Here is a 22,707-nt window from a genome sequence, read left to right as displayed (position 1 = left end):
GTCCAACCGCTGAGAAAAAGACCGGGCAGGGGATCTCTGCCCGGTCTCTGCGTCTTGAACGGGGCGCCAAGGGGATTATCTAAAGGGCAGAGGACGACCTCTCCATCACGGGACAGTATCCGGGACGACCCGGACTGATCAGAGGTCTCTTCTATGCCCTGGATTATCCTGTTGTTTGCCGGCCTGCTTGAAATTGTCTGGGCCGTGGCGATGAAACAATCTGCCGGGTTCACCCGGTTCTGGCCGACCGCCCTGATGGCGGTTGCGATGCTGGGTTCGTTCACCTTGCTGGCACTGGCCATGCGGACGCTGCCTTTGGGAACAGCCTATGTCATCTGGACGGGAATAGGAGCGGTTGGCGCGTTTACCTTTGGTATTCTTTTTCTGGGCGAAGCCCTGACCGCCACGCGGATCTGCGCGGCAGTCTTGATCATAGCCGGGATGGTGACGATGAAATTGGCCTGATCACGCCTGTTCCAGAGCCTGAATGATGCCCGAGAAATCGTCGGCCTTCAGGCTTGCCCCGCCAACCAACGCACCATCCACGTTCGACACGGCGAAAATCTCGGCGGCGTTCGATGGCTTGACCGAGCCGCCATAAAGCAGCCGGACCGAACGCCCAACGCCTTCGCCAAAGCGCCGTTCCAGCCGGGCACGAATAAAGTCATGCACCTGACCGATTTCGTCCAGAGTGGGAACTTTCCCTGTGCCTATGGCCCAGATCGGTTCGTAGGCGACTATTAGGTTTTCGCCCGTTGCCTGATCCGGGATCGAGCCGGACATCTGACCGCCGATTATATCCAGGGTATTGGCGGCCTCGCGCTGTTCCAGGCTTTCACCGACGCAGATGATCGCCTTTAGCCCACCGTTCATAGCGGCAATAGACTTAGCACGAACATCTTCATTCTGTTCACCATGGTCTTCGCGGCGTTCAGAATGGCCAAGAATGACGGCTGACGCTCCGGCGTCGACCAGCATCTGGGCGCTAATGTCACCTGTATGCGCGCCCGAGTTTGCCGCGTGGCAATCCTGACCGCCTATCTGGATGTTTCCGCCCGGGACCTTCTCTTTGGCCCGATGGATCAAGGTGGCAGGTGGGCAGATCAGAATATCAACTGCCGGGGCAGCATGCATGTGAGAAAGGGCCTGAAGCTCTCTCAAGTTGGCAGCATTACCATTCATCTTCCAGTTTCCAGCCGCCAGTTTGCGCCGCATATCGCGTCCCCTTGAAATAAATCGGTTTTCTGGTGACCGGATATCATTGCCAGTCAGGTCTGACAATTCCGGTTGCAGAGCCCGTTGCAAAACGGCAGTTTCCGCCGCGATGAGGAATGAGCAATATGATCGAACATCTTGATCTTGAAAAACTGGATCGGTGCGACACGGCGGAATTGGCCAAATTGACCCGCGCCGTCGGTGAAGTTGGGTTTCTGACCGTGTCCAATACTGGTATCTCCGCCTGTCGGGTGGAACGGGTCATCTCGGCATATCACGCATTCTTCCGGCTGCCAGAGGCCGAGAAACGGCGCGTTGATATGGCTGTGACCGGGTCCAACCGTGGGTGGGGCGCCTCGCGCTCGGAACAGGTAGATCCAGCTGCAAATCCTGACTTCAAAGAGGTGTTCGATTGCGGATACGAGCTAGCTGAGACCAATAGGTACTTTGGCAAGAACCTCTCGGTTTATGCCCCGAACCAATGGCCGGAAGCTGTGCCCGAGTTTCGATCAATCATCGAGGCCTATTATGGTGACGCTTGTTCGGTTGCCATGCGGGTGTTGCGCGCCATTTCGGTGGCATTGGGCAAGGATGCCAACAGCTTTGACACTGCCTTCGACACGCCCATGGCCCTGTTGCGCGGCAATTATTACCCGCAAAGGCCAGTCTGGGCAGGCGAAAAGGATTTCGGTATCGGAGCGCACACTGATTATGGCTGTCTGACTCTGCTGGCCACCGATGGTCGAGCCGGGTTAGAGGTACAGATGCCGGACCAGAGTTGGGCTCAGGTCCAAGCGCAGCCCGGAACATTCATTATCAATTTTGGGGAGATGCTGGAGCTCTGGACGGCAGGGGCGGTCAAGGCAACTCTGCACCGTGTGATCGGTGGATCTGCTGAAAGGCTGTCGGTTCCTTTGTTCTTCAACCCGTCTTATGACACCAATGTTGCCCCGCCACATTCAGAGAATGTCATCCAGGCAGGAGAGCACTTGACGCGTCGGTTCAACGAGACCTATGTGCTCTTGCAGGCAGCGTCTTAAGGCTGAGTTGCAATGCTTTCGTCGAACTTGATGGATTCTCCGCAACCGCAGGCATCTACAACATTCGGGTTGCGGAACTTGAAACCGGATTCAAGTAACGAGACCTCATAGTCGATCTCTGTTCCAAACAGGAACATCTGTGCCATCGGGGCGATCATGATCCGCGCGCCGTCCTGCTCGACCACTTCATCATTGGTGTCAGGCTGGTCGACATAGTCCATGGTGTATTCCATCCCGGCACAGCCGCCTTTCTTGACGCCAATACGCAAACCAGCATGACCGCCCGAAGTCATCAGGCGGGCAATCTGCTCTGCAGCCTTTGGTGTCATTGTTACGGCCTGTTTGCCGGGGATGCCGAACATCATGATCTCCGTCGTTGTTCGTAGTTGCTAATGTAGTGCCCCGAGGCATCAGGCTCAAGACATAGCAGGTTTTCTTACCTAAGTTTTCCTGTCGGAATAGTTTTTCTACCCCAGCGGGTAAGCAAAGCTTGCTTTGCAAATTACACTCGTCATAGCCTGACCCATGATCCACTTTTGGAAAATATTTGAGGCTGAATAGCATGAAAAGACTTTGGTTTAGAAAAAAAGATATTCTTACAATTCCTTCTCTGATGCTCTCTGTGTTTTTGGCTCAGACGGCGATCGCAGAAGAAAAGCAACATCCGGTAAACTGTGCAACGGCAGAAGGTGATTTGCGCGCGATTGCAACCGAACGAAAACATGCGGAGGAAGAGCAGGCCAAAAGTGTAATTGCCATTACACCTGCTGGGGCGCTTCTAGGCCTTGTGACTGGAACCGAAAAGAAAAAACTAACTATGTTATCAGGAGATTACATACAGAAGCTTAACCAGAGGTCGGACGAAATCAAATCGACCTGCGGAATTCAATAACAGCAGGCCTTCGCACTTGGCCTTACATAAATCCAAGTTCCAGGCGCGCTTCGTCTGACATCATTTCCATGCCCCAGGGGGGCTCCCAGGTCAGTTCCACGTCAACTTCTTTTACGCCGGCCACGGGTTCGATTGCCTCGACGATCCACCCAGGCATTTCGCCGGCAACCGGGCAGCCGGGCGCGGTCAGTGTCATGATGACCTTGACCGCGTTTTCCTGGGTGATGTCGATCGTATAGATCAGACCCAGATCATAGATGTTTACAGGGATTTCGGGGTCATAAACCGTTCGGCAGGCGTCGACCACCGGCTCATAAAGAGGGTGTTCAATCGTTGAAGGGGCAATAAGAGGTGTGCCTTCAAACTGTTCGCTCGGATGAGTCATTCGTGCCTCGGGTTTGTTACCTGACGAATTATATAGGGAAAGCCTCGGGCAGCGTCCAGAGGCACAATGACACCCCCTTAAGGGGTGCCATACGAGTTTAGTCGTTTATGTCATGCCTGAACTTCTTCACCTGGCCATGGGGCAGAGCAAAGACGCGGCGCAGGATCAGCCAGGCAATCAGCGACAAAGTCGCAAAGATCATAAGCAGGATCGGCAGCGACGGTACTATGCCAGGGATTGCCAACAGAATACCCGTCAGCCCGGCCCCGATGGCAAAACCCAGAAAGATGAACCCAGGTAGGACTATTTCGAGGATGCCCAAAGCCAACGCGCCAGCCAGCCATAGCCACCATGTTAACCAAAAGGGATCAGCCATTATGTACGTCCTTTCAACATGTTGAAGGCGTTTCCGAAAGCTTCAAGCGCATTGGCAGGTACAACGATAGTCTGCGAGCCATTGCCGGTGCCCAGCGTGTTCAATGCCTCAACCTGTTTCAATGCAACCTGGTACTGAGCCGCTTCGATACCGTTTTCCTTAATCGCCTGGGCAACAACACTGGTTGCATAGGCTTCGGCTTCGGCTTGAATGCGGCGCGCTTTGGCCGTTTGTTCTGCCGCATAGAGTTCGGCGTCGGCCTGAAGCTCAACAGAGCGTTTCTTGCCCTCGGCCTCGGTTACCTGCGCGCGGCGCGCGCGTTCAGCATTCAACTGTTGCAGCATCGCGTCACGGGTCGCCTGATCGAGGTTAACGTCCAAAATCTCGGCGCGCGTCACTTCGATCCCCCAGTCATCCACTGCGGTTTCGACGCTTCCTTGAATCTGAGTGATCAGTTGAGCACGGTTCGACTGAACTTCGTCCAGGTCCATCTTGCCGATTTCCGCCCGGACGATACCGGCAACGGTCGTCGCGATAGCACCATCTACATCGCGGATGCGGTAGACTGTCTTTTCCGGCTCTAGGATGCGGTAAAAGACCGAAGTGTCGATTTGGACCAGAACGTTATCTTTGGTGATTGCGTCCTGCGTTGCATTGGGAAGCTGGCGTTCCAGAATGGATATCTTGTGCCGCGCAACATCCAGTAAAGGAACGATAAAGTTGATCCCAGGGCCAAGCACCGAATGCAAGCGCCCGAACCGTTCGACCACATACTTTTCCGATTGCGGCACGATTTTAATGCCTTTTAGCGTGATGATGACGATCAATGCCGCCGCGAGCAGGTAAATTATGTTCGAAGAAAGCAATCCAATGATTTGGTCTTCGGTCATATCTGTCCTCTTTTATTGTGTACGATAGTATACATTTGGGGGTTGAATCGCCCTTTTTCAACTCTGGTATGGAGGGATTGTGCTTGGATTCAAAACGCTGATCCATGGATTTTGGTTAGTTTTTGCTATTGTGACCGCTTTGCATCCCCTCGCGTTTGCGCTATCGGGCTCGGATGAAACTGATTATTGATACAGACCCCGGCATCGACGATGCGATGGCCATTGCATATGCCGCTGCAGCCCCCGAGATTGACTTGATCGGCCTGACGACCGTTTTTGGCAACACCCACGTTCATCAATCCAGCCGCAATGCACGGTTTTTGGTGGATAAACTTGGGTTGGACATTCCCGTCGCCCAAGGCGCGGCCTACCCACAGGGAACAGGGCACCACGCACCGTCCGAACATGTTCACGGTCCCGAAGGTTTTGGGGATATTACCGATATCCCGGAAATCGGGGCGAACCATGATTTGAATGCCACGGAATTCCTGGTGGAAATGGCGCGCCGCCACAAGGGAGAGCTGACGGTTTGTGCAATCGGCCCCTTGACTAATATTGCTGCGGCGATGCGTTTGGATCCTGAGTTTTCGCAGAACATCAAACAGTTGGTGATCATGGGTGGGGCGGTTTTCTGCCCAGGCAACATCACGGAACATGCCGAAGCAAACATCTATCACGATGCCCTTGCCGCAAATGAAGTGTTTGCAGCACCGCCGGCGACCGTTGTGGTTGGTTTGGATGTCACCTTGAAAACGCTGTACAAAAGTGCGGATTTTGACGGTCTGGCCCAACGCTCGCCCGATATGGGGGCTTTCCTGCGCGACATCTCGGTATTTTACCTGAAATTCTACAAGGATATCGGCGGGTTGGAGGGCTGCGGCCTGCATGACTCGACTGCTGTGATCGCCTGCACCCATGGCACGATGTTCGAGATGGTCGAAACCGGGGTTGAGGTAATTGTAGGCGGTTCGGAATCCGGCGCTACGCGTCCGGTCTCGACGCGACCGGCTGTGCTGGTATGCCGGGATGTTGACGGGGCAGGGGTTGTTGATCTGTTTACCCGGCAGGTTGCCTCTTTACCCTGACAACTTGCAATGGCTGAACAGATCGGGCAAATCCTGCCCGGTTCAGCGACCCGAGGATGCCCAATGACAGACCGTTTCTCATTTGACCTGAAGGCCACCGACGGCAAGGCCCGCGCCGGGGTGATCCACACTCCGCGCGGTGAGGTGCGTACTCCGGCGTTCATGCCCGTAGGCACTGCTGCGACGGTCAAAGCGATGATGCCGGAAAGTGTTCGTGCAACCGGAGCCGATATCTTGTTGGGGAACACCTATCACCTGATGCTGCGCCCTACGGCTGAACGCATCGACCGTTTGGGCGGGTTGCACAAGTTCATGAACTGGGATCGCCCGATCCTGACGGATTCCGGTGGATTTCAGGTCATGTCCCTGGCTGGTCTGCGCAAGCTGACCGAAAAGGGCGTGACCTTCAAATCTCATGTCGATGGGTCCAAGCACGAGCTGACCCCGGAACGCTCGATGGAGATTCAGCGCTTGCTGGGTTCAGACATCGTGATGTGTTTTGACGAATGTCCGGCCCTACCCGCAGATCGAGATCGAATTGCCGAATCAATGCGCCTGTCGATGCGATGGGCCGATCGGTCGAGACAGGCCTTCGGCGACCGTCCTGGACATGCGTTGTTTGGGATCATGCAAGGCGGGCTGGAACAGGATCTACGCGAAGAAAGCACCGAGGCGCTGAAAGCGATCGGATTCGAGGGTTACGCGGTTGGTGGTCTGGCCGTGGGCGAAGGTCAGGAGGCAATGTTTGGTTGCCTTGACTACGCTCCTGACTTTCTGCCAGCCGACAGACCGCGCTATTTGATGGGCGTTGGAAAGCCTGACGACATTGTCGGAGCTGTCGCCCGCGGGATCGACATGATGGATTGTGTCTTACCCTCACGGTCCGGTCGCACAGGACAGGTGTTCACTCGTTACGGCGTGGTCAACATAAAGAATGCCCGCCACGCGGATGACCCGCGCCCGCTGGATGAGGCCTGCTCATGCCCGGCGTGTTCGAACTATTCTCGCGCCTATCTACACCATGTGTTCCGCTCGAACGAGATGATCTCGGGCATGCTGCTGACCTGGCATAATCTGCACTATTTTCAGGAAATCATGCAGGGTATGCGCGATGCCATTGCAGCTGGTACATTCGATGCCTGGCAGGCGACCTTCCATGCGCAGCGCGCGCAAGGGGATATTGAACAGATTTAGGTTCAGCGCCTTTTCAGTCGACCTAACAAGACACCAGATTGAGGGCGCTTTATCTGCGTTTACCGAACAGCCAGCGCTTCTTTTGTGGTTTTGCATCAAGGTCGTAGCCAAACCCTTCGAAAAAGCTACGAACTTCTGGTGTCAACATCCCACGGCCACTTGCATATTGAGGCAGATCGAAGCCACCGCCATAGTTCAGCTCGACAACGACCGGGCCAGACTCGGTTATAGCGATGTCGGTCGACTGATATCGAATTGGCTGAAAGGTTCTTGCAGCACGGTCATTTATTTCGATCAATTCGTCCCAAAAAGGCAGTTTCAAGCCCATTAAACCGGGGTTGTCAGGATGGTCATCCAGGAATTCTGTTTCCATCTTGGCGCGACGCGCGACGGTTTCGATAACACCGGTTTCGATATTGATCGAACAAGCAAGGTTCCCCGGTCTCCAGAAGGCGTCCGCAATATTGGGGCCCTGCGGAAGTTTAATAACGGCAACTGGGCAAAAGACGTCGTTTTCTCTTACCAGAGTAACCATTCGCACCGTTGCAAGGGCTGAAGCGTAGTCTTGGATTGCAGAGTGATTTTTGAGCAAAGGTTGCACGACATATGAATTCTGCCCAACGAACTCGTCTAGGAATGCCTCATAGGTGATCGGCGGTTGGCCTGCACAAGTGATAGTGGATTGATCCGCGTCCTCGATCAAAAAGGCCCCAAAGCTTACCATCCCCTCGACGATCTTTCCAAAAAGCCCACCTTCCAGATGGTTGCGTACGAGATCGCGCAACGCCTCTGGAGTGTTGATCTTCGTAACCCCGGGGTAGTGTCGGTTCGAACGGTCGATGACGCCAACGGTTTCCGGGACAGGTACACCCGCTGTTTCAAGCAAAGTAGAAGCCAGTATCTTGTCTTCTGCGGCACTGTTCCAACCATGATGGTTACACTTGTGGGCGATGGGCCAATGGAGATCATTGGAGATGTATGCCGCGCGTTCGGCGTCGGTAAAGCGGTCTTCGTGATGAAGGCCATTGCGCACATACTCAACCATATTCAAACGGCTGGGAGGCTTTGCCATTTGATTGAAGCTCCGTTGGACTTGTAAAACAGAGCGCCCAGAGCTTTTGGCGGCATGCGCTAAAAGCGTCGCATGATCGGAGTCGCGGGCAGATAGGTACCGTTGATGGTCGGATTCCGCAGCATTGATATTTTTTGGATTTGTCATCTCTACGACTCACAGTAATCGATCAGAAGTTGGGGTATGCAATCATATTGTTTGCAATGATGGCAGGCTTTGGGCAGCTGCCTGTTAGATAGTGTTGTACTTTTGCTGTTGGTTTCTGAATTTCCAGGCAGGCAATCGCCGAAGAAACCAAGCGGGGTCAAATTGAGAATTTGACAAGACCGATCATGTTATCGTCTTGCGGAGGCGCAACCTTCCGGTCATTGTTAGGTCCACTACAGGTAAGGTTGAAATAGGACGCTTGGCGCACCACCTTTACCTTCCAGACAGGAGACGGCCGGGGGTTGCCTAGATGAGGGACCAGTGCCGTCTTGCCAAAGATAAGGATTGAGCATGCAAGAGCCCCTGAATTCCTCATACCCAGTACTTCCGCTACGCGACATTGTGGTTTTTCCTCATATGATCGTGCCTTTGTTCGTGGGTCGGGAAAGGTCTGTCCGCGCACTTGAGGAAGTGATGCAGGACGATAAGCAAATTCTGCTGTCTAGCCAGATTGATCCAGGTGATGACGATCCGGAAATCGACGGAATCTATCGCTCGGGCGTGCTGGCAAATGTGCTGCAGCTGCTGAAGCTTCCAGATGGAACCGTGAAAGTTCTGGTCGAGGGGCAAGCGCGCGTACAGATTACAGAATACCTTGATAACGAAGAGTTTTTTGAGGCTCGTGCAGAATATCTGACCGAGATTCCGGGTGATGTGACCACTACACAAGCGTTGCTTCGCACCGTTGCCGACGAGTTCGAGCGCTATGCCAAAGTCCGCAAGAACATTCCCGAAGAAGCACTGACCGCTGTTGGCGAAACCGCCGAACCCGCCAAGTTGGCCGACCTTGTGTCGGGACATCTAGGTATCGAGGTCGAGCAAAAGCAGGAACTGCTGGAAACACTGTCGGTCAGCGAACGGCTGGAAAAGGTCTATGGCCTGATGCAGGGCGAGATGTCGGTTCTGCAGGTCGAGAAAAAGATCAAGACCCGTGTCAAAACCCAGATGGAGAAGACGCAGCGCGAGTATTACCTGAATGAGCAGATGAAGGCCATTCAGAAGGAACTTGGCGATGGTGAGGACGGCTCGAACGAAGTGGCCGAGCTGGAAGAGAAAATCGCCGAGACCAAACTGTCGAAAGAGGCGCGTGAAAAGGCCGAAGGTGAGCTGAAGAAGCTGCGCAACATGAGCCCGATGTCGGCTGAGGCCACGGTCGTACGCAATTACCTCGACTGGATTTTGGCCCTGCCTTGGGGCACCAAGTCCCGCGTCAAGAAAGACCTTGGCCGTGCGCAGAAAGTTCTGGACGACGATCACTATGGGCTTGAGAAGGTCAAAGAGCGGATCGTCGAATATCTGGCGGTTCAACAGCGGTCGAAAAAGCTGAAAGGCCCGATCCTGTGTCTTGTTGGCCCTCCGGGCGTTGGTAAAACGTCGCTGGGTAAATCCGTTGCCAAAGCCACTGGGCGCGAGTTCATTCGCATCAGCCTCGGCGGAGTGCGCGACGAATCCGAGATCCGCGGCCACCGCCGGACCTATATCGGCTCAATGCCCGGCAAGATTATCCAGGCGCTGAAAAAGGCCAAAACTACGAACCCGCTGATCTTGTTGGATGAAATCGACAAGATGGGGCAGGATTTCCGTGGCGATCCGGCCTCGGCCATGCTGGAAGTGTTGGACCCGGAACAGAACAGCACGTTCATGGATCACTACCTTGAGGTTGAATATGACCTATCCAACGTGATGTTCCTGACTACTTCCAACAGCTATAACATGCCCGGGCCTTTGCTCGACCGGATGGAGATCATTCCTCTGGCGGGCTACACCGAAGATGAAAAGAGCGAGATCGCCAAGCAGCACCTGATCAGTAAGCAGATCAAGAACCACGGTTTGAAAGCCAAAGAGTTCGAACTATCCGATGAGGCGCTGCAATCGATTATCCGCACCTACACCCGAGAAGCTGGCGTGCGGAACCTTGAACGCGAAATCGCCAAGGTGGCGCGGAAGTCGCTGACCAAGATCATCAAGAAAGAGGCGGATTCGGTCATGGTGACGCCGGACAATCTGGATGAATTCTTGGGCGTGCCCAAGTTCCGCTATGGTCTGGCCGAACAGGACGATCAGGTTGGGGTTGTAACCGGTCTGGCCTGGACTTCCGTTGGCGGCGATCTGCTGCATATTGAGGCGCTGAAACTGCCCGGTAAGGGGCGGATGAAAACCACGGGTAAGCTGGGCGATGTGATGAAGGAATCCATCGATGCGGCCTCATCTTATGTGCGGTCAATCTCACCTAAGATCGGGGTGAAGCCACCCAAATTCGACAACCTGGACATCCACGTCCACGTACCGGACGGGGCAACGCCCAAGGATGGTCCTTCGGCCGGCCTGGCAATGGTGACCTCAATCGTATCGGTTCTGACGGGTATCCCGGTGCACAAGGATATTGCCATGACAGGAGAGGTTTCCTTGCGCGGCAATGCGATGCCCATCGGTGGTTTGAAGGAAAAGCTGCTGGCGGCTCTGCGCGGCGGGATCAAGACTGTTTTGATTCCGGAAGAGAATGAGAAAGACCTGGCCGAAATTCCTGACAACGTGAAGGAGGGGCTGAAAATCATCCCGGTCACGCATGTTTCGGAAGTTCTGAAACACGCTCTGGTTCGGGATCCTGAACCTGTCGAATGGGACGAAGCCGCAGAAGAGGCCGCCGCGGCTGCAGCCAAAACGGCTGAGAACACGTCCCCGTCCGCCAGGGCGCACTAAAGGTCAGAATATGGCAATTAGGGGCGGGGTTAGCACCTCGCCCTTTTTCTTTGGTCAGACCAAATAGTCAGCCAATTACTGGCTTTGCATGTCGGATCACAGAGTAGAGAAATGGTGGGTGATAAGAGATTTGAACTCCTGACATCTTCGATGTGAACGAAGCGCTCTACCACTGAGCTAATCACCCGTGAGCAGGGGTATTATAAGGAGTTCAGCAAAGCCGCAAGAGGTCTTTGCGCCTTTTGGGCCCCGGGGGTTACGCTGCAAATGCCCAGTCGAGGTGCCCATATACGGGCGGCCTTGTGGGGCCGCCCTTTCACTTTTTTGATGTCAAAGAATGAAATCGTCCTGGGTCAGATCGTGCAAGCCAGAGATCTTGATAACCATCTCAGGATTTTTGTCGCCGTCAGTATCCACAAGAACAAGTGTGAAGTCGTTCTTGGTGCCTGCGTTGTTTTTCTTGACGTAATAGATTTCGCCTTCGTCCGACGTCTGGGCGGGTGTTGTACCGTTGAAGACAAATGAATCATCGCCGTCAATTACGGTGCTTGCGTCGATCGCACTTAGGTCGATCTTGTCTTCACCCTGAGTGAAATCGGTAATCCGGTCGGCATATTTCGCTTTGCGTGAACTTTCATCTGTTGACGTAAACACAAAGTCATCGGCACCTTCACCGCCGGTCATGATGTCCCTTCCGGCACCACCGATCAAAGTGTCGCTGCCTGCGCCACCATTCAGTGTATCTTTGCCAAGGCCCCCGTCCAGGCGGTCAGACCCTCCATTACCCTGCAGGATGTTTCGACCGTCCGTACCTGTAATGTCGTCATTTTGCTCGGACCCATCGACGTTTTCGACACCCGTAATGGTATCGGTTCCGTAACCGGTTGCCTGTGCATTGGTGTCAGACAAATCAACGGTTACGGCGCTTGTGCCGATATAACGCAACCAATCCAGGCCCTCTCCGCCGTTAATGATATCGTCGCCGTCGCTGTCCTCGGCTACAAAGTTGTCCGTGCCCTTGTGGCCGTACAGTTCGTCGTTTCCAAGACCTCCGGTCAGGGTGTCATTGCCGCCACCCCCAAGAACAATGTCATTACCCTCGCCAGCAGAAATAACATCGCTACCGCCGACACCCAACAATAGGTTATCAGCTTCATTCCCGACGATGAGATCGCCCTTTTTGCCGCCCACAGCATTCTCAATGACGACTCCATTTGCGATCGTAAATCCGCCGGTTATGCCTTTGGCATGGGATGGAGTGCCGCCTGCATCGCTGCCATCAAGATCCGCGTCATTGAGGTTGATCGTGACGCTGCGCTTAACACCATTTGCTGAAATCGTATCGACCCCATCGGTGTCCCAGATGGATGTCCAGAAGGTCCCGGCGCCATTTTTGCCTTTGATTTTATAGACGTTGTCGTCGGTGTTGTGGTCCGTCGTTCCGTAGATCGCCTGCAGTGCAGCTATATCAAGGGCCATGGGCGAGGCCGTGCCGCCAGCCTTATATGTCTTCAGTGGAACAACTTCGGGATAGCCCGAGTTGTAGGACATGATCGTGTAAACACCCTGGTTCTGCCCATCTGTCCCGTAATCGTCGAAGGGCTGCGTAACCCCCGGGAAAATAGTCGAGCTGCCGCCTTCATCATGTGGGTGGGCTAGACCAAGGCCGTGAAGAATCTCATGAATGATTGTCGCGAAGCCTTCACCGCCTTTGCGTAAGGCCTCTTTGCTAAACAGAGGCGTATCATAGGCAAAGATGCCGAACAGGGCGTCGATGCCAGAATCCTGCAGCAGGGGGTCGTCACCCGGAACTTGATGGACACCAAGAGATCCGGGTCCGCCAAGATCGCTTTGGGTCAGCAAAGCGTAGGTGATGTTAACGTCATTAATCTCGCCTGCTGGTGTCAGAAAGCCGACTTCGTTGAACTCGATCGGAATGATCGTTTCGATAATTGCAAATGCTTTGCGGATTGCTTCCTTCATGTAGGAGGCAAAGCCACGGCGACCTAACGATCCATCATCGAAGGAGTATGTGATTGTGCCCGGAGCACTGACGCCTCCGGCGCTGGTGTCCCAAGACGTGCCCCAAATCAGGCTGTCTACATAAACATGGCCGGTAACATTTGCACCCGGAGAAGTTGTGCTGGCAACTGACATCTTAAATTTCTTCCTTGTCTAACACGCCATTTGTTCCCGGTTTTTCCGGAATACAAAATTGGCGCCGTATATATTGACCGGTTCTAGAAACGGTAATTCTTCCTTTGGCATCAGAAATTTCCAACGTTTTGGCCCGAGGATCAACCGAGCGTATGAAGTCTCTTTTGGCAGAGGTGTTTGTAATCGTCTTGCAGACCATTTGTGGTTGAATTGAGGCAGAACGCGGCAAGCTTTGAGTAACTCTCTGCCAGTAAGTTGATATGACTGTTCACTTTGGGTTTATGTCACAATAAGCTTGGGGATGAGCTTGGAGGCTGTCCTGAGATCTGGATTTAGCGGACCCATGCCAGGTGATGTGCTGCTCAAGGTTTCAGAATGTTTTTGTCTGGCCAAAGGCAGCGGGTCGTGAATTATCGGCTGGTTTCTGTTTGGCCATTCGTCGTGTGACGAGAAAACATCTCTAACAAAAATTACGTTCTGAGAAAAAACTTCAATTCGCCGCTTGACGATGTCCGGGCGTGGCCATAATACACCCCAACGTTCAGCAACGAACGGGCAGCGGGCGGTTGTAGCTCAGTTGGTTAGAGTACCGGCCTGTCACGCCGGGGGTCGCGGGTTCGAGCCCCGTCAACCGCGCCATCGCTGCCATCCTTGGTCCAGGGTAAAGGCCACGAAATAGATGCGCGGTTGTAGCTCAGCTGGTTAGAGTACCGGCCTGTCACGCCGGGGGTCGCGGGTTCGAGCCCCGTCAACCGCGCCATTTTCCACTAGTTTTCAGAAATCATACCGTTTACCGGGTGACTCTATTGGTTTTGTTGTCAGTAGGTGGCGGCAACATCTCTCTCGTTCACATTTTGTTCTAACTTTTCTGTTGGAGACTCAGTGTGGCTCGCTTATCTCTAGGACACTTATGTGTTGGGGGCCAAACATGGCTGAGCTGAAGAATATCGAGGTGCGCGGCGCGCGCGAACATAACCTCAAAGGCATTGACGTGGATATTCCGCGTGACCAGCTTGTGGTCATCACTGGTCTGTCAGGCTCGGGCAAGTCGTCGCTTGCCTTTGACACGATCTATGCGGAAGGGCAGCGCCGGTATGTCGAAAGCCTGTCGGCCTATGCCCGGCAATTTCTGGATATGATGGAAAAGCCAGATGTGGACCATATCAGTGGTCTATCTCCGGCTATTTCCATCGAACAGAAGACGACCTCAAAGAACCCACGGTCTACCGTGGGAACCGTGACCGAGATTTACGACTATCTGCGCCTGCTGTTTGCCCGCGCTGGTACACCGTTCAGCCCTGCCACGGGCAAGCCGATCGAAGCCCAGCAGGTGCAGGATATGGTCGACCGGATCATGACGATGGAGGAGGGCACGCGAGGGTATCTCCTGGCCCCGATCGTTCGGGACCGAAAGGGCGAGTATAAGAAAGAGTTTCTGGAGCTGCGCAAGCAGGGGTTTCAACGCGTCAAGGTTGATGGCGCGTTTCATGAGCTGGACGAGCCGCCGACACTGGACAAGAAATTCCGCCATGACATCGACGTTGTGGTCGACCGGTTGGTCGTGCGCGAAGGTATGGAAACGCGGTTGGCGGACAGCTTGCGCACGGCGCTTGATCTGGCCGATGGCATTGCGATTTTGGAAACCGCACCGCGTGAAGGCGACCCGGAGCGGATTACGTTCAGCGAGAATTTTGCCTGTCCTGTCAGTGGCTTCACCATCCCCGAGATTGAACCGCGCCTGTTTTCCTTCAATGCACCCTTTGGGGCCTGTCAGGATTGCGACGGGCTGGGTGTCGAGCTGTTCTTTGATGAACGCCTTGTCGTTCCGGATCAGACACTGAAACTGTATGACGGCGCCTTGGCACCCTGGCGCAAAGGTAAGTCGCCGTATTTTCTGCAGACCATCGAAGCCATCGCGCGACATTATGAGTTCGACAAAAACACGCCGTGGAAAGATTTGCCCGAAAAGGTGCAGCAGGTTTTCCTGCGCGGGTCGGGTGATGAAGAAATCCAGTTCCGCTATGACGAGGGTGGCCGGGTATATCAGGTAACCCGCAGTTTCGAAGGCGTTATCCCGAATATGGAGCGCCGCTATCGCGAGACTGACAGCGCCTGGATACGCGAAGAATTCGAACGCTATCAAAACAACCGGTCCTGCGGCAGTTGCGAAGGCTATCGACTGCGGGCCGAGGCGTTGGCCGTCAAGATCGCTGGATTGCATGTCGGGCAGGTCGTGCAGATGTCGATCCGCGAGGCGCTGGCGTGGGTTGAGGATGCGCCAAACCATCTGAGTGCTCAGAAAAATGAAATCGCTCGGGTGATACTCAAGGAGATTCGTGAGCGGCTTGGGTTCCTGAATAACGTTGGTCTGGAATATCTTACGTTGTCACGTTCAAGTGGAACGCTTTCGGGCGGGGAAAGTCAGCGTATTCGTCTGGCCAGCCAGATCGGTTCGGGTCTGACCGGGGTGTTGTATGTACTGGACGAACCCTCGATCGGGTTGCATCAGCGCGACAATGACCGCTTGCTGGGTACGCTCAAAAACCTGAGGGATCAGGGGAACACGGTCATCGTTGTGGAACATGACGAGGAAGCCATCCGCGAAGCCGACTATGTCTTTGACATCGGTCCGGGTGCGGGTGTGCATGGTGGGCAAGTGGTTAGCCATGGTACCCCGTCCGAGATCGCGACCGATGCAGCCTCGATCACCGGCCAATACCTGTCAGGCACCCGCGAAATCCCGGTGCCGTCGGAGCGGCGGAAGGGGAACAAAAAGAAAGTGACTGTGGTCAAGGCCACCGGGAACAATCTGAAGAAAGTGACCGCTGATTTTCCTCTGGGCAAGTTCGTCTGTGTGACCGGCGTATCCGGCGGTGGCAAATCGACCCTGACGATTGAAACCCTATTCAAGACAGCCTCGATGCGGCTGAACGGCGCGCGGCAGACACCTGCGCCGTGCGAGACGATCAAGGGGCTCGAGCATCTGGATAAGGTGATCGACATCGACCAGCGGCCCATCGGGCGTACACCACGCTCGAACCCGGCCACGTATACGGGGGCGTTCACGCCGATCCGTGACTGGTTCGCCGGTCTGCCCGAGTCCAAGGCGCGAGGGTACAAGCCTGGCCGGTTCAGCTTTAACGTCAAAGGCGGTCGGTGCGAGGCTTGTCAGGGCGACGGTGTCATCAAGATCGAAATGCACTTTCTGCCCGATGTCTATGTAACCTGCGAAACCTGCAAAGGCGCGCGGTACAATCGGGAAACGCTCGAGATCAAGTTCAAAGGCAAGTCCATCGCGGATGTCCTTGATATGACAGTGGAAGATGCACAAGAGTTCTTCAAAGCCGTGCCGTCGATCCGCGATAAGATGGACGCGCTGGCGCGGGTCGGTCTGGGGTATATCAAGGTCGGGCAACAGGCGACGACCCTGTCGGGCGGTGAAGCGCAGCGGGTGAAGCTGTCAAAGGAACTCTCCAAACGCTCAACTGGTCGGACGCTTTACATTCTGGATGAGCCGACGACCGGTCTTCATTTCGAAGACGTCCGCAAGCTGTTGGAAGTGCTGCATGAATTGGTTGATCAGGGTAACACGGTTGTTGTGATCGAACACAATCTGGATGTTGTCAAAACGGCCGACCACATCATTGATATCGGGCCCGAAGGCGGTGACGGTGGTGGTGAAATTGTCGCCACGGGAACGCCCGAAGATGTTGTTGCTGTGGAACGCAGCCATACGGGCAGGTATTTGAAACAGTTGCTGAACCCCGAGCGGGTCGCGGCGGAATAACCTCCGTCGCGGCAACTTCAGTATCTGCCGTACCGCAGAATCTGCCAGTGGCGCAGTATTGGCGGAAAGAACAGTAACACGAAGCCGAAGCTGACATGGGCAAAAATCATCATCGGGATCCACAGCAGAACGCCAACCAGCCCAGTAAACCCGGAAACACGCGCGGCTGAGTTCGCCGACATAATGCGCGTGAGCAAAGCAAAGAGCAGACGCCCCCCATCCAGCGGCATCAGGGGCAGCATGTTAAACAGCGCCAGCCACAGGTTTAGCTCTGCCGTCACCACCAGAACCCAGCCAATTTCGGGCGAGTTGGAAACGGTTCCAGCAATGAACACACGGTCCACAGGGTCAGGTTCACAATCGGCCCCATGGCCACAATCAATTCGTCTTCATATGCCGAGGTTGACCGGCGATGTTCGCAGAATCCGCCGCCCCCATAAAGGACGACTCGATTGACGGGCACGCCCTGCACAAGACAGCCCCATGCGTGGCCCAACTCGTGCAGGAGAATCGAAATCAACTAAATCGCCACGAAGGCGAGCGCATAGGGCAGGTAGACCGAATCGGCGTGAAATCCGACAACGATCAAAACCAGAAAAATAAGGCTTTGGCTGAAATGTATCGGTACGTTCCATCGGTCGCGGGACTCTCAAATAGCACGTTTTCAGTATTCATAATAAAACCTCGAAATAGTGAGGTTTATGACGATGTTAGATCGTGTCAAAATTTTAAAACAGGCCGGAAAATGCCCGAGCCTGCTTACTTTCTCAAATCGACTGAGGTTGGTTTTCGCCCGCTTGAATTCAGGCCGCGATTGTCAGTTCAGGATGTCTGCAACCGCGCCGATCAGGTTCAGAACTTTGCGTGTATCCGGGTCGACACGATACACGTAGTCGCCTGCGCGGACATAGCTTCCCCTATTCAGGCCATACCGAAACGGATCATCAATCCAGCGATAGTCGCCATTGATAAACTCGCCATTTCTGTACAGCTTTTTGGCCTGTCCCGGAGGGACACAGGGTACGTTTTTCTTGGCCAGACCCGGCGGGCAGTGGCCGGCGTTTCCAGTTGCAACAATACCGCCCTGAGGTGCAATGCGGATGACCTTATTCTTGTTCTTGCCGGTTCCTTTCCCGTTACCGGCCATGGCCGCCACCGGGGTCACGACCAGAGCAAGAACAGTAAGCGCTTTGACCAAATTATGCGTCATCGTAGCCCCCTGGAATCGATGTTGAACTTCTCCATTAGATGGACATCGGCAGGAAAGGGGTCAACCCAATGGGCAGGAAGCCGCCCAAGGGCATCCTAGTTCCGACCGCGCTTTTCAAATCGCGGAAGCATGGCCGAGAAGTCCAGCCCCAGTCCATCTTCGCTTTCGACGAATTGCTGATACAGCTCGGTCGCCATCAACCCCATTGGGGTATCGGCATCCGAGCTTTCCGCCGCCTGTTGGCTGAGGCGGAGGTCTTTCAGCATCAGCTCGGCGGCAAAACCGGGTTGATAGCCATTGTCAGCCGGGCTTTGGGGGCCGATACCGGGGGCAGGGCAATATGCGTTCATCGTCCAGCTATACCCCGAAGAGGTGCTGACAACGTCGAACATCTTCTGCCGATCCAGCCCCAGTTTATCGGCCAGCGCGAAGGCCTCGCAGGTTGCAATCATGGTGACACCCAAAATCATGTTGTTGCAGATCTTGGCCGCCTGACCCGCGCCCGCGTCGCCGCAATGCACCGCCTTTTGCCCCATGATGTCGAACAAAGGCCGGGCTTTTTCGAATGCCTCGGGGCTTCCACCTGCCATGAATGTCAGCGTCCCAGCCGAGGCGCCTCCGATACCGCCCGAGACGGGCGCGTCGACGGCCAAAACTCCCGCAGCCAATGCCATATCGGCAACAGCTCGGGCGCTGTCGACATCCACTGTCGAACAATCGACCCAGACGGCCCCTTCATTCATCGCTGGAATGATCTCATTTGCGACGAATCGAAGTATCTGGCCATTCGGAAGCATGGTGATGACGATGTCTGCGTCTTTTGCAGCGTCGGCCCCTGACCCAGTCAAAGTAACACCGGAAACCGACACCTCGGCCATATCAAACCCAGCGACTTCATGCCCGGCATTGGCAAGATTGACTGCCATTGGATTGCCCATGTTTCCAAGGCCGATAAACCCGATTTTCATTCTTTAATCCTCCTCGAATGTCAGGGCGACGCTGCCCAGGGGCCGCAGCATTGCGGAAATATCCACGGCGGGAACAGGTTTGCCATGGTGACGCCAATTTGGAGAGCGATCCTTGTCTATGATCTGCGCGCGGATACCTTCCAGAAAGTCTCCGTGTTCCATGGCGCGCGCCGTAAAGCGGTATTCCATCTCCAGGGCTTTTCGGATCGACAGATCCAGCGCCTTAAGCCGATGAATCATTTCAATGGTACAAGCCACGGATAGTGGAGAGTTGCGGCCCATCAACTTTTGCGCCGCGTCAGAGAACGGGGTTTCGGAAAAGCGCAACGCGTTGAAGATGTCGTTCAACCCCTCGCCATTGAAAAGCACGTCGATTTCCGCCTGGACCTTTTCAAGGTTACCTGTGGGTGGTGTCTGGGAATGCTCCACCAACAGGTCTGTGCTCCCGGAAGCTTCGAGCAGTTCGATCAGGCCGGGCCATTCTTCAATGGGGATAAAATGGTCGGCAAAGCCCGCATAAATGGCGTCCGCAGGGCCCATTCGGTGACCTGTTGTGCCCAAGTATTCTCCCAGTCGACCCGGAGCCAGCGCGAGCATCAGAGAGCCACCAACATCCGGCACCAAACCGATAGAGCACTCGGGCAGGGCAATCTGAGATGTTTCACCGACTATGCGGTGGCTTCCATGGCACCCAATTCCGACGCCGCCACCCATAGTAAACCCTTGTAGGAAACTGACCACGGGTTTGGGGTATTCGAAAATCAGTGCATTCAGCCTGTATTCATCGCGCCAGAAAGTCTGCCCATAGGCAAAGTCGCCTTTGCACCCGGTATCATAAAGCTCTGCGATATCTCCCCCGGCGCAAAATGCTTTATCGCCAACGGCGTCCAGTATGATCAGGTCAACTGACTCGTCCTCGCGCCAGTTGCGCATGGCCGTATCTATCGCCATGCACATGTCATAACTCAGCGCGTTCAAAGACTTGGGGCGTGTCAGAGTGATGCGTCCAGCGCGGCCGGTAGTGTGAATTTCAATATCTGGCATCGGGGTCTCAGCGTTGGGCAAGCATCTGACGAGAAACAATGACGCGCATGATCTCGTTTGTGCCTTCCAGAATTTGATGAACGCGCAAGTCGCGGACAAGCTTTTCGATACCGTAATCGGCGAGATACCCATAACCGCCGTGCAGTTGCAGGCATTGGTCGACCACTTTTGATCCGGTTTCAGTCACGAATTTCTTGGCCATTGCACAGAACTTGGTGGCATCCGGTGCGCCAGTGTCCAGTTTCCAGGCTGCCTGACGCAAGAACGTCCGGGCCGCCTGCAATTCTATTTCCATATCCGCAAGCCTGAACTGCAGCGCTTGAAACTGATCAATCGACTTCCCGAATGCCTGACGCTCGGACATATACTGAAGCGTCATGTTCAGACCTGCTTGTGCCGCCCCCAAAGAACATGAGGCAATATTCAAGCGACCGCCATCCAGGCCCATCATCGCATACTTGAATCCGTCACCTTCTGTACCCACAAGATTGCCCGCCGGAACTTTGCAGTCGTCAAACTGAACCTGCGCCGTTGGTTGGCTTTTCCAGCCCATCTTTTGTTCAAGCGCGCCAAAGCTAAGACCTGGAGTGCCATCTTCGACATACAGAGTTGAAATCCCTTTGGGGCCATCCTGTCCGGTGCGCACCATACAGACATAAGCATCTGAGTATCCGCCGCCCGAGATGAAGGCCTTTGTTCCGTTCAGCGTATAACCTTCGTTCGTGCGTTCGGCGCGAGTTTTCAGCGCGGCTGCGTCCGAGCCTGATCCGGGTTCGGTCAGGCAATAGCTGAGGACTGTGTTCAGGTTAAGAATATCCGGCATGATCCGCGATTTCAGCTCATCCGCGGCAAATGTGTCCAACATCTTGGCGCACATATTGTGGATCGTCAGGAAGGCCGCGACTGAAGGGCAAGCCATCGAAAGGGCCTCGAACACCATCGTCGCATCCAGCCTACTAAGACCGGAACCGCCACTATCTTCGGACACATAGAGACCGCCAAAGCCAAGCTCCCCTACACGGGGCCAAAGGTCTTTGGGAATAGTGCCTTCTGCCTCCCATTGCCGGGCGAAGGGTGCGATATGCTCCTGCCCGAACTCATAGGCCATATCGAAGATAGCAGTTTGCTCTTCGGTTGGTGCAAAATCCATTGGTTTCCTCCCACGTCGCCGGATGAATTGAACGAGTGTTTATTTCCTGATTCTTACAGAAATTTTGCACGCCCAGCAATTCCTGACAGGGATATTGCGAAAACGATTAGATCATACTTCGAGGCAGGTCATAAATCCTGATGGAATTCTTCGATCAGATGCTGAACCACAGCCCTGCCTGCATCCGCACCTTTGGCCGTCGCTTCGGCGTGAACACGTCGTTGCCGCGTGGCAGATGTGCCGTTTTGTGCGATTTGCTGTAGCCGGGCAAGTTCAGTCATGGTGCCCAGTGCTTCGGCATCTTCGGCCAGCATCCCCATCAGTTCACCCATAAGTTCCGGCATGGGCTTGATGGATCGATCCCCGAAATCAATCATGCCTTCGCCGACTCCGTAACGCTGCGCACGCCACCGGTTTTCACCAATCAGGAACCTGTCATATTGCCTCCAACGCAAATTGCGGTCTTTCAGACGGCACAACATTCGGACCAGCGCCTGCACCATGGCGGCCAGCGACAATGTGTGCTCCAACCTCGGCTGTACGTCCATGATGCGTGTTTCAAGCGTTGGAAAGCGATGCGAGGGGCGCAAATCCCACCAGATTTTCGAGGTATCCTCGATCACGCCAAGTTCGACCAGAATGCCTGTCGTACGTTCATATTCCGACCAACTTGCCAGGACCGGTGGTAATCCGGTGCGGGGCAGGTTGTCGAATACGGTCAGACGATAGGAAGACAGGCCGGTATCCTCTCCGTTCCAATAGGGCGAGGATGTGGAGAGCGCCAACAGATGCGGCAGGAAATAGGAAAGCTGCGGCATCAGGTCGGCCCGCAAGGATGGTTCTTCAACACCGACATGCACATGCATCCCGCAGATCAGCATCCGTCGCGCGACACCGCCCAGGGCATGCTGCAAGGCGTCATAGCGCTCTCGGCGCGTGTGGTGCTGTTTCTTCCAGTCCGCAAAGGGGTGGCAGGACACAGCAATCGGGGCCAGATTGTATTCTGCGGACCGATCCGCCACACCCGCCCTCAGGCGTTTCAAATCTTCTCGGGCCGTGCGGATCGTCGCATGGGGGCGGGTGCCAACCTCGATCTGGCACTGCAGAAACTCAGGGCTGACCTGGCCCTGAAAATCGGCCTGGCAGGCTTCCATCAGGGCAGCGGGTGCTTGGGCAAGTTCAAGGCTGTCGCGGTCGACCAGAAGATACTCTTCCTCAATGCCCAGCGTGTATTCCTGCTGCATGGCGGCCCTCTTTCTAGCTTTATGCGAAACAGTGAATACGGAAATACGCTTTTTGCCAAGTGTTTACCGGCAGAGTCCTTGCGGTCATCGG

The 22,707-nt window shown here is 54.8% G+C and carries 21 protein-coding genes and 3 tRNA genes; 9 read left to right on the top strand and 15 right to left on the bottom strand.

Going from position 1 to position 22,707, the window contains the following annotated elements; genetic code table 11:
- Positions 1-153: 153 nt before the first annotated feature.
- Complete coding sequence (locus AC2FH9_RS01375; protein WP_496870498.1) at positions 154-465, top strand: DMT family transporter; 312 nt, start codon at positions 154-156, stop codon at positions 463-465.
- On the opposite strand, the gene tpiA is transcribed toward AC2FH9_RS01375, so the two are convergent.
- Positions 466-1,215, bottom strand: a complete 750-nt coding sequence (gene tpiA, locus AC2FH9_RS01370) for a triose-phosphate isomerase (RefSeq protein WP_496870497.1) — start codon at positions 1,213-1,215, stop codon at positions 466-468.
- A 116-nt stretch (positions 1,216-1,331) separates the two neighbouring features.
- Between tpiA and AC2FH9_RS01365 the strand changes: the two genes are divergently transcribed.
- On the top strand, positions 1,332-2,255 hold the full coding sequence (locus AC2FH9_RS01365; protein WP_496870495.1) for an isopenicillin N synthase family dioxygenase: 924 nt from the start codon (positions 1,332-1,334) through the stop codon (positions 2,253-2,255).
- On the opposite strand, the gene AC2FH9_RS01360 is transcribed toward AC2FH9_RS01365, so the two are convergent.
- The gene (locus tag AC2FH9_RS01360) at positions 2,252-2,617 is read right to left on the bottom strand and encodes a HesB/IscA family protein (RefSeq protein ID WP_142634067.1); all 366 of its coding nucleotides are present in this window, start codon (positions 2,615-2,617) and stop codon (positions 2,252-2,254) included. The genes AC2FH9_RS01365 and AC2FH9_RS01360 overlap by 4 nt on opposite strands.
- A 200-nt stretch (positions 2,618-2,817) precedes the next feature.
- On the opposite strand from AC2FH9_RS01360, the gene AC2FH9_RS01355 reads away from it, so the two are divergent.
- Positions 2,818-3,147: a hypothetical protein gene (locus tag AC2FH9_RS01355; protein WP_496749008.1), complete on the top strand. Its 330-nt coding sequence runs from the start codon at positions 2,818-2,820 to the stop codon at positions 3,145-3,147.
- Between the two features lie 22 nt (positions 3,148-3,169).
- On the opposite strand, the gene AC2FH9_RS01350 is transcribed toward AC2FH9_RS01355, so the two are convergent.
- The 3 genes from AC2FH9_RS01350 to AC2FH9_RS01340 all read right to left on the bottom strand — a co-directional run bounded on the left by AC2FH9_RS01350 (position 3,170) and on the right by AC2FH9_RS01340 (position 4,798).
- Positions 3,170-3,532, bottom strand: coding sequence for an SUF system Fe-S cluster assembly protein (locus AC2FH9_RS01350; protein WP_142634063.1), 363 nt, complete (start codon positions 3,530-3,532; stop codon positions 3,170-3,172).
- A 97-nt stretch (positions 3,533-3,629) separates the two neighbouring features.
- Positions 3,630-3,908 carry an NfeD family protein gene (locus tag AC2FH9_RS01345; protein ID WP_142634061.1) on the bottom strand — a complete coding sequence of 93 codons (279 nt, stop codon included), beginning with the start codon at positions 3,906-3,908 and terminating at the stop codon, positions 3,630-3,632.
- A complete protein-coding gene (locus AC2FH9_RS01340; RefSeq protein WP_142634059.1) occupies positions 3,908-4,798 on the bottom strand; it encodes an SPFH domain-containing protein in 891 nt (296 codons plus the stop codon). The genes AC2FH9_RS01345 and AC2FH9_RS01340 overlap by 1 nt, the downstream gene beginning before the upstream one ends.
- Before the next feature lie 173 nt (positions 4,799-4,971).
- Here AC2FH9_RS01340 and AC2FH9_RS01335 point away from each other — a divergent pair, with 173 nt between their 5' ends.
- Together AC2FH9_RS01335 and tgt are read left to right on the top strand one after the other, a co-directional pair.
- A complete protein-coding gene (locus AC2FH9_RS01335) occupies positions 4,972-5,883 on the top strand; it encodes a nucleoside hydrolase (RefSeq protein ID WP_496695324.1) in 912 nt (303 codons plus the stop codon).
- Positions 5,884-5,946: 63 nt separating this feature from the next.
- On the top strand, positions 5,947-7,077 hold the full coding sequence (gene tgt, locus AC2FH9_RS01330) for a tRNA guanosine(34) transglycosylase Tgt (RefSeq protein WP_496870492.1): 1,131 nt from the start codon (positions 5,947-5,949) through the stop codon (positions 7,075-7,077).
- Positions 7,078-7,126: 49 nt separating this feature from the next.
- Here tgt and AC2FH9_RS01325 read toward each other — a convergent pair whose 3' ends face one another.
- Entirely contained in the window at positions 7,127-8,296 is a 1,170-nt protein-coding gene (locus AC2FH9_RS01325; RefSeq protein ID WP_496870490.1) for a sugar-transfer associated ATP-grasp domain-containing protein, read from the bottom strand.
- Positions 8,297-8,647: 351 nt separating this feature from the next.
- Between AC2FH9_RS01325 and lon the strand changes: the two genes are divergently transcribed.
- Positions 8,648-11,056, top strand: coding sequence for an endopeptidase La (gene lon / locus AC2FH9_RS01320; RefSeq protein WP_496749005.1), 2,409 nt, complete (start codon positions 8,648-8,650; stop codon positions 11,054-11,056).
- Positions 11,057-11,168: 112 nt separating this feature from the next.
- On the opposite strand, the gene AC2FH9_RS01315 is transcribed toward lon, so the two are convergent.
- Together AC2FH9_RS01315 and AC2FH9_RS01310 are read right to left on the bottom strand one after the other, a co-directional pair.
- A tRNA-Val gene (locus AC2FH9_RS01315) sits at positions 11,169-11,243 on the bottom strand.
- 143 nt (positions 11,244-11,386) lie between these two features.
- Positions 11,387-13,213, bottom strand: a complete 1,827-nt coding sequence (locus AC2FH9_RS01310; protein ID WP_496870488.1) for a M10 family metallopeptidase C-terminal domain-containing protein — start codon at positions 13,211-13,213, stop codon at positions 11,387-11,389.
- Between the two features lie 562 nt (positions 13,214-13,775).
- On the opposite strand from AC2FH9_RS01310, the gene AC2FH9_RS01305 reads away from it, so the two are divergent.
- The 3 genes from AC2FH9_RS01305 to uvrA all read left to right on the top strand — a co-directional run bounded on the left by AC2FH9_RS01305 (position 13,776) and on the right by uvrA (position 17,000).
- A tRNA-Asp gene (locus tag AC2FH9_RS01305) sits at positions 13,776-13,852 on the top strand.
- A gap of 44 nt (positions 13,853-13,896) precedes the next feature.
- Positions 13,897-13,973, top strand: a tRNA-Asp gene (locus AC2FH9_RS01300).
- A gap of 168 nt (positions 13,974-14,141) precedes the next feature.
- Positions 14,142-17,000, top strand: a complete 2,859-nt coding sequence (uvrA, locus tag AC2FH9_RS01295) for an excinuclease ABC subunit UvrA (RefSeq protein WP_496870486.1) — start codon at positions 14,142-14,144, stop codon at positions 16,998-17,000.
- Positions 17,001-17,017: 17 nt separating this feature from the next.
- Here the strand turns inward: uvrA and AC2FH9_RS01290 are convergent, their stop codons facing one another.
- From AC2FH9_RS01290 to AC2FH9_RS01260, 7 genes are all read right to left on the bottom strand, one after another.
- The gene (locus tag AC2FH9_RS01290) at positions 17,018-17,344 is read right to left on the bottom strand and encodes a site-2 protease family protein (RefSeq protein WP_496870484.1); all 327 of its coding nucleotides are present in this window, start codon (positions 17,342-17,344) and stop codon (positions 17,018-17,020) included.
- Positions 17,278-17,463, bottom strand: coding sequence for a hypothetical protein (locus AC2FH9_RS01285; RefSeq protein ID WP_496693334.1), 186 nt, complete (start codon positions 17,461-17,463; stop codon positions 17,278-17,280). Before AC2FH9_RS01285 ends, AC2FH9_RS01290 begins: the two co-directional genes overlap by 67 nt.
- A 354-nt stretch (positions 17,464-17,817) precedes the next feature.
- Entirely contained in the window at positions 17,818-18,210 is a 393-nt protein-coding gene (locus tag AC2FH9_RS01280; protein WP_496870482.1) for a hypothetical protein, read from the bottom strand.
- A 95-nt stretch (positions 18,211-18,305) separates the two neighbouring features.
- The gene (mmsB, locus tag AC2FH9_RS01275; protein ID WP_496870480.1) at positions 18,306-19,178 is read right to left on the bottom strand and encodes a 3-hydroxyisobutyrate dehydrogenase; all 873 of its coding nucleotides are present in this window, start codon (positions 19,176-19,178) and stop codon (positions 18,306-18,308) included.
- A gap of 3 nt (positions 19,179-19,181) precedes the next feature.
- Complete coding sequence (locus AC2FH9_RS01270; RefSeq protein WP_496870478.1) at positions 19,182-20,222, bottom strand: enoyl-CoA hydratase/isomerase family protein; 1,041 nt, start codon at positions 20,220-20,222, stop codon at positions 19,182-19,184.
- A gap of 7 nt (positions 20,223-20,229) precedes the next feature.
- Positions 20,230-21,372 carry an acyl-CoA dehydrogenase family protein gene (locus AC2FH9_RS01265; protein WP_496695337.1) on the bottom strand — a complete coding sequence of 381 codons (1,143 nt, stop codon included), beginning with the start codon at positions 21,370-21,372 and terminating at the stop codon, positions 20,230-20,232.
- A 128-nt stretch (positions 21,373-21,500) separates the two neighbouring features.
- Positions 21,501-22,616, bottom strand: a complete 1,116-nt coding sequence (locus AC2FH9_RS01260) for a carboxylate-amine ligase (protein ID WP_142634035.1) — start codon at positions 22,614-22,616, stop codon at positions 21,501-21,503.
- Between the last annotated feature and the right edge of the window lie 91 nt (positions 22,617-22,707).

Source organism: Ruegeria sp. CDSC081, assembly GCF_059610485.1.
This window is presented reverse-complemented; position numbering and strand designations above follow the sequence as displayed.

Bases quoted from the DNA above. Each gene is read 5' to 3' on its own strand.
- AC2FH9_RS01365 (WP_496870495.1), top strand. From the start codon at position 1,332: ATGAGCAATATGATCGAACATCTTGATCTTGAAAAACTGGATCGGTGC.
- AC2FH9_RS01270 (WP_496870478.1), bottom strand. From the start codon at position 20,222: ATGCCAGATATTGAAATTCACACTACCGGCCGCGCTGGACGCATCACT.
- AC2FH9_RS01335 (WP_496695324.1), top strand. From the start codon at position 4,972: ATGAAACTGATTATTGATACAGACCCCGGCATCGACGATGCGATGGCC.
- AC2FH9_RS01265 (WP_496695337.1), bottom strand. From the start codon at position 21,372: ATGGATTTTGCACCAACCGAAGAGCAAACTGCTATCTTCGATATGGCC.
- AC2FH9_RS01350 (WP_142634063.1), bottom strand. From the start codon at position 3,532: ATGACTCATCCGAGCGAACAGTTTGAAGGCACACCTCTTATTGCCCCT.
- AC2FH9_RS01355 (WP_496749008.1), top strand. From the start codon at position 2,818: ATGAAAAGACTTTGGTTTAGAAAAAAAGATATTCTTACAATTCCTTCT.
- AC2FH9_RS01375 (WP_496870498.1), top strand. From the start codon at position 154: ATGCCCTGGATTATCCTGTTGTTTGCCGGCCTGCTTGAAATTGTCTGG.
- AC2FH9_RS01280 (WP_496870482.1), bottom strand. From the start codon at position 18,210: ATGACGCATAATTTGGTCAAAGCGCTTACTGTTCTTGCTCTGGTCGTG.
- AC2FH9_RS01345 (WP_142634061.1), bottom strand. From the start codon at position 3,908: ATGGCTGATCCCTTTTGGTTAACATGGTGGCTATGGCTGGCTGGCGCG.
- AC2FH9_RS01340 (WP_142634059.1), bottom strand. From the start codon at position 4,798: ATGACCGAAGACCAAATCATTGGATTGCTTTCTTCGAACATAATTTAC.
- lon (WP_496749005.1), top strand. From the start codon at position 8,648: ATGCAAGAGCCCCTGAATTCCTCATACCCAGTACTTCCGCTACGCGAC.
- uvrA (WP_496870486.1), top strand. From the start codon at position 14,142: ATGGCTGAGCTGAAGAATATCGAGGTGCGCGGCGCGCGCGAACATAAC.
- AC2FH9_RS01360 (WP_142634067.1), bottom strand. From the start codon at position 2,617: ATGTTCGGCATCCCCGGCAAACAGGCCGTAACAATGACACCAAAGGCT.
- AC2FH9_RS01325 (WP_496870490.1), bottom strand. From the start codon at position 8,296: ATGACAAATCCAAAAAATATCAATGCTGCGGAATCCGACCATCAACGG.
- mmsB (WP_496870480.1), bottom strand. From the start codon at position 19,178: ATGAAAATCGGGTTTATCGGCCTTGGAAACATGGGCAATCCAATGGCA.
- tgt (WP_496870492.1), top strand. From the start codon at position 5,947: ATGACAGACCGTTTCTCATTTGACCTGAAGGCCACCGACGGCAAGGCC.
- AC2FH9_RS01310 (WP_496870488.1), bottom strand. From the start codon at position 13,213: ATGTCAGTTGCCAGCACAACTTCTCCGGGTGCAAATGTTACCGGCCAT.
- tpiA (WP_496870497.1), bottom strand. From the start codon at position 1,215: ATGCGGCGCAAACTGGCGGCTGGAAACTGGAAGATGAATGGTAATGCT.
- AC2FH9_RS01260 (WP_142634035.1), bottom strand. From the start codon at position 22,616: ATGCAGCAGGAATACACGCTGGGCATTGAGGAAGAGTATCTTCTGGTC.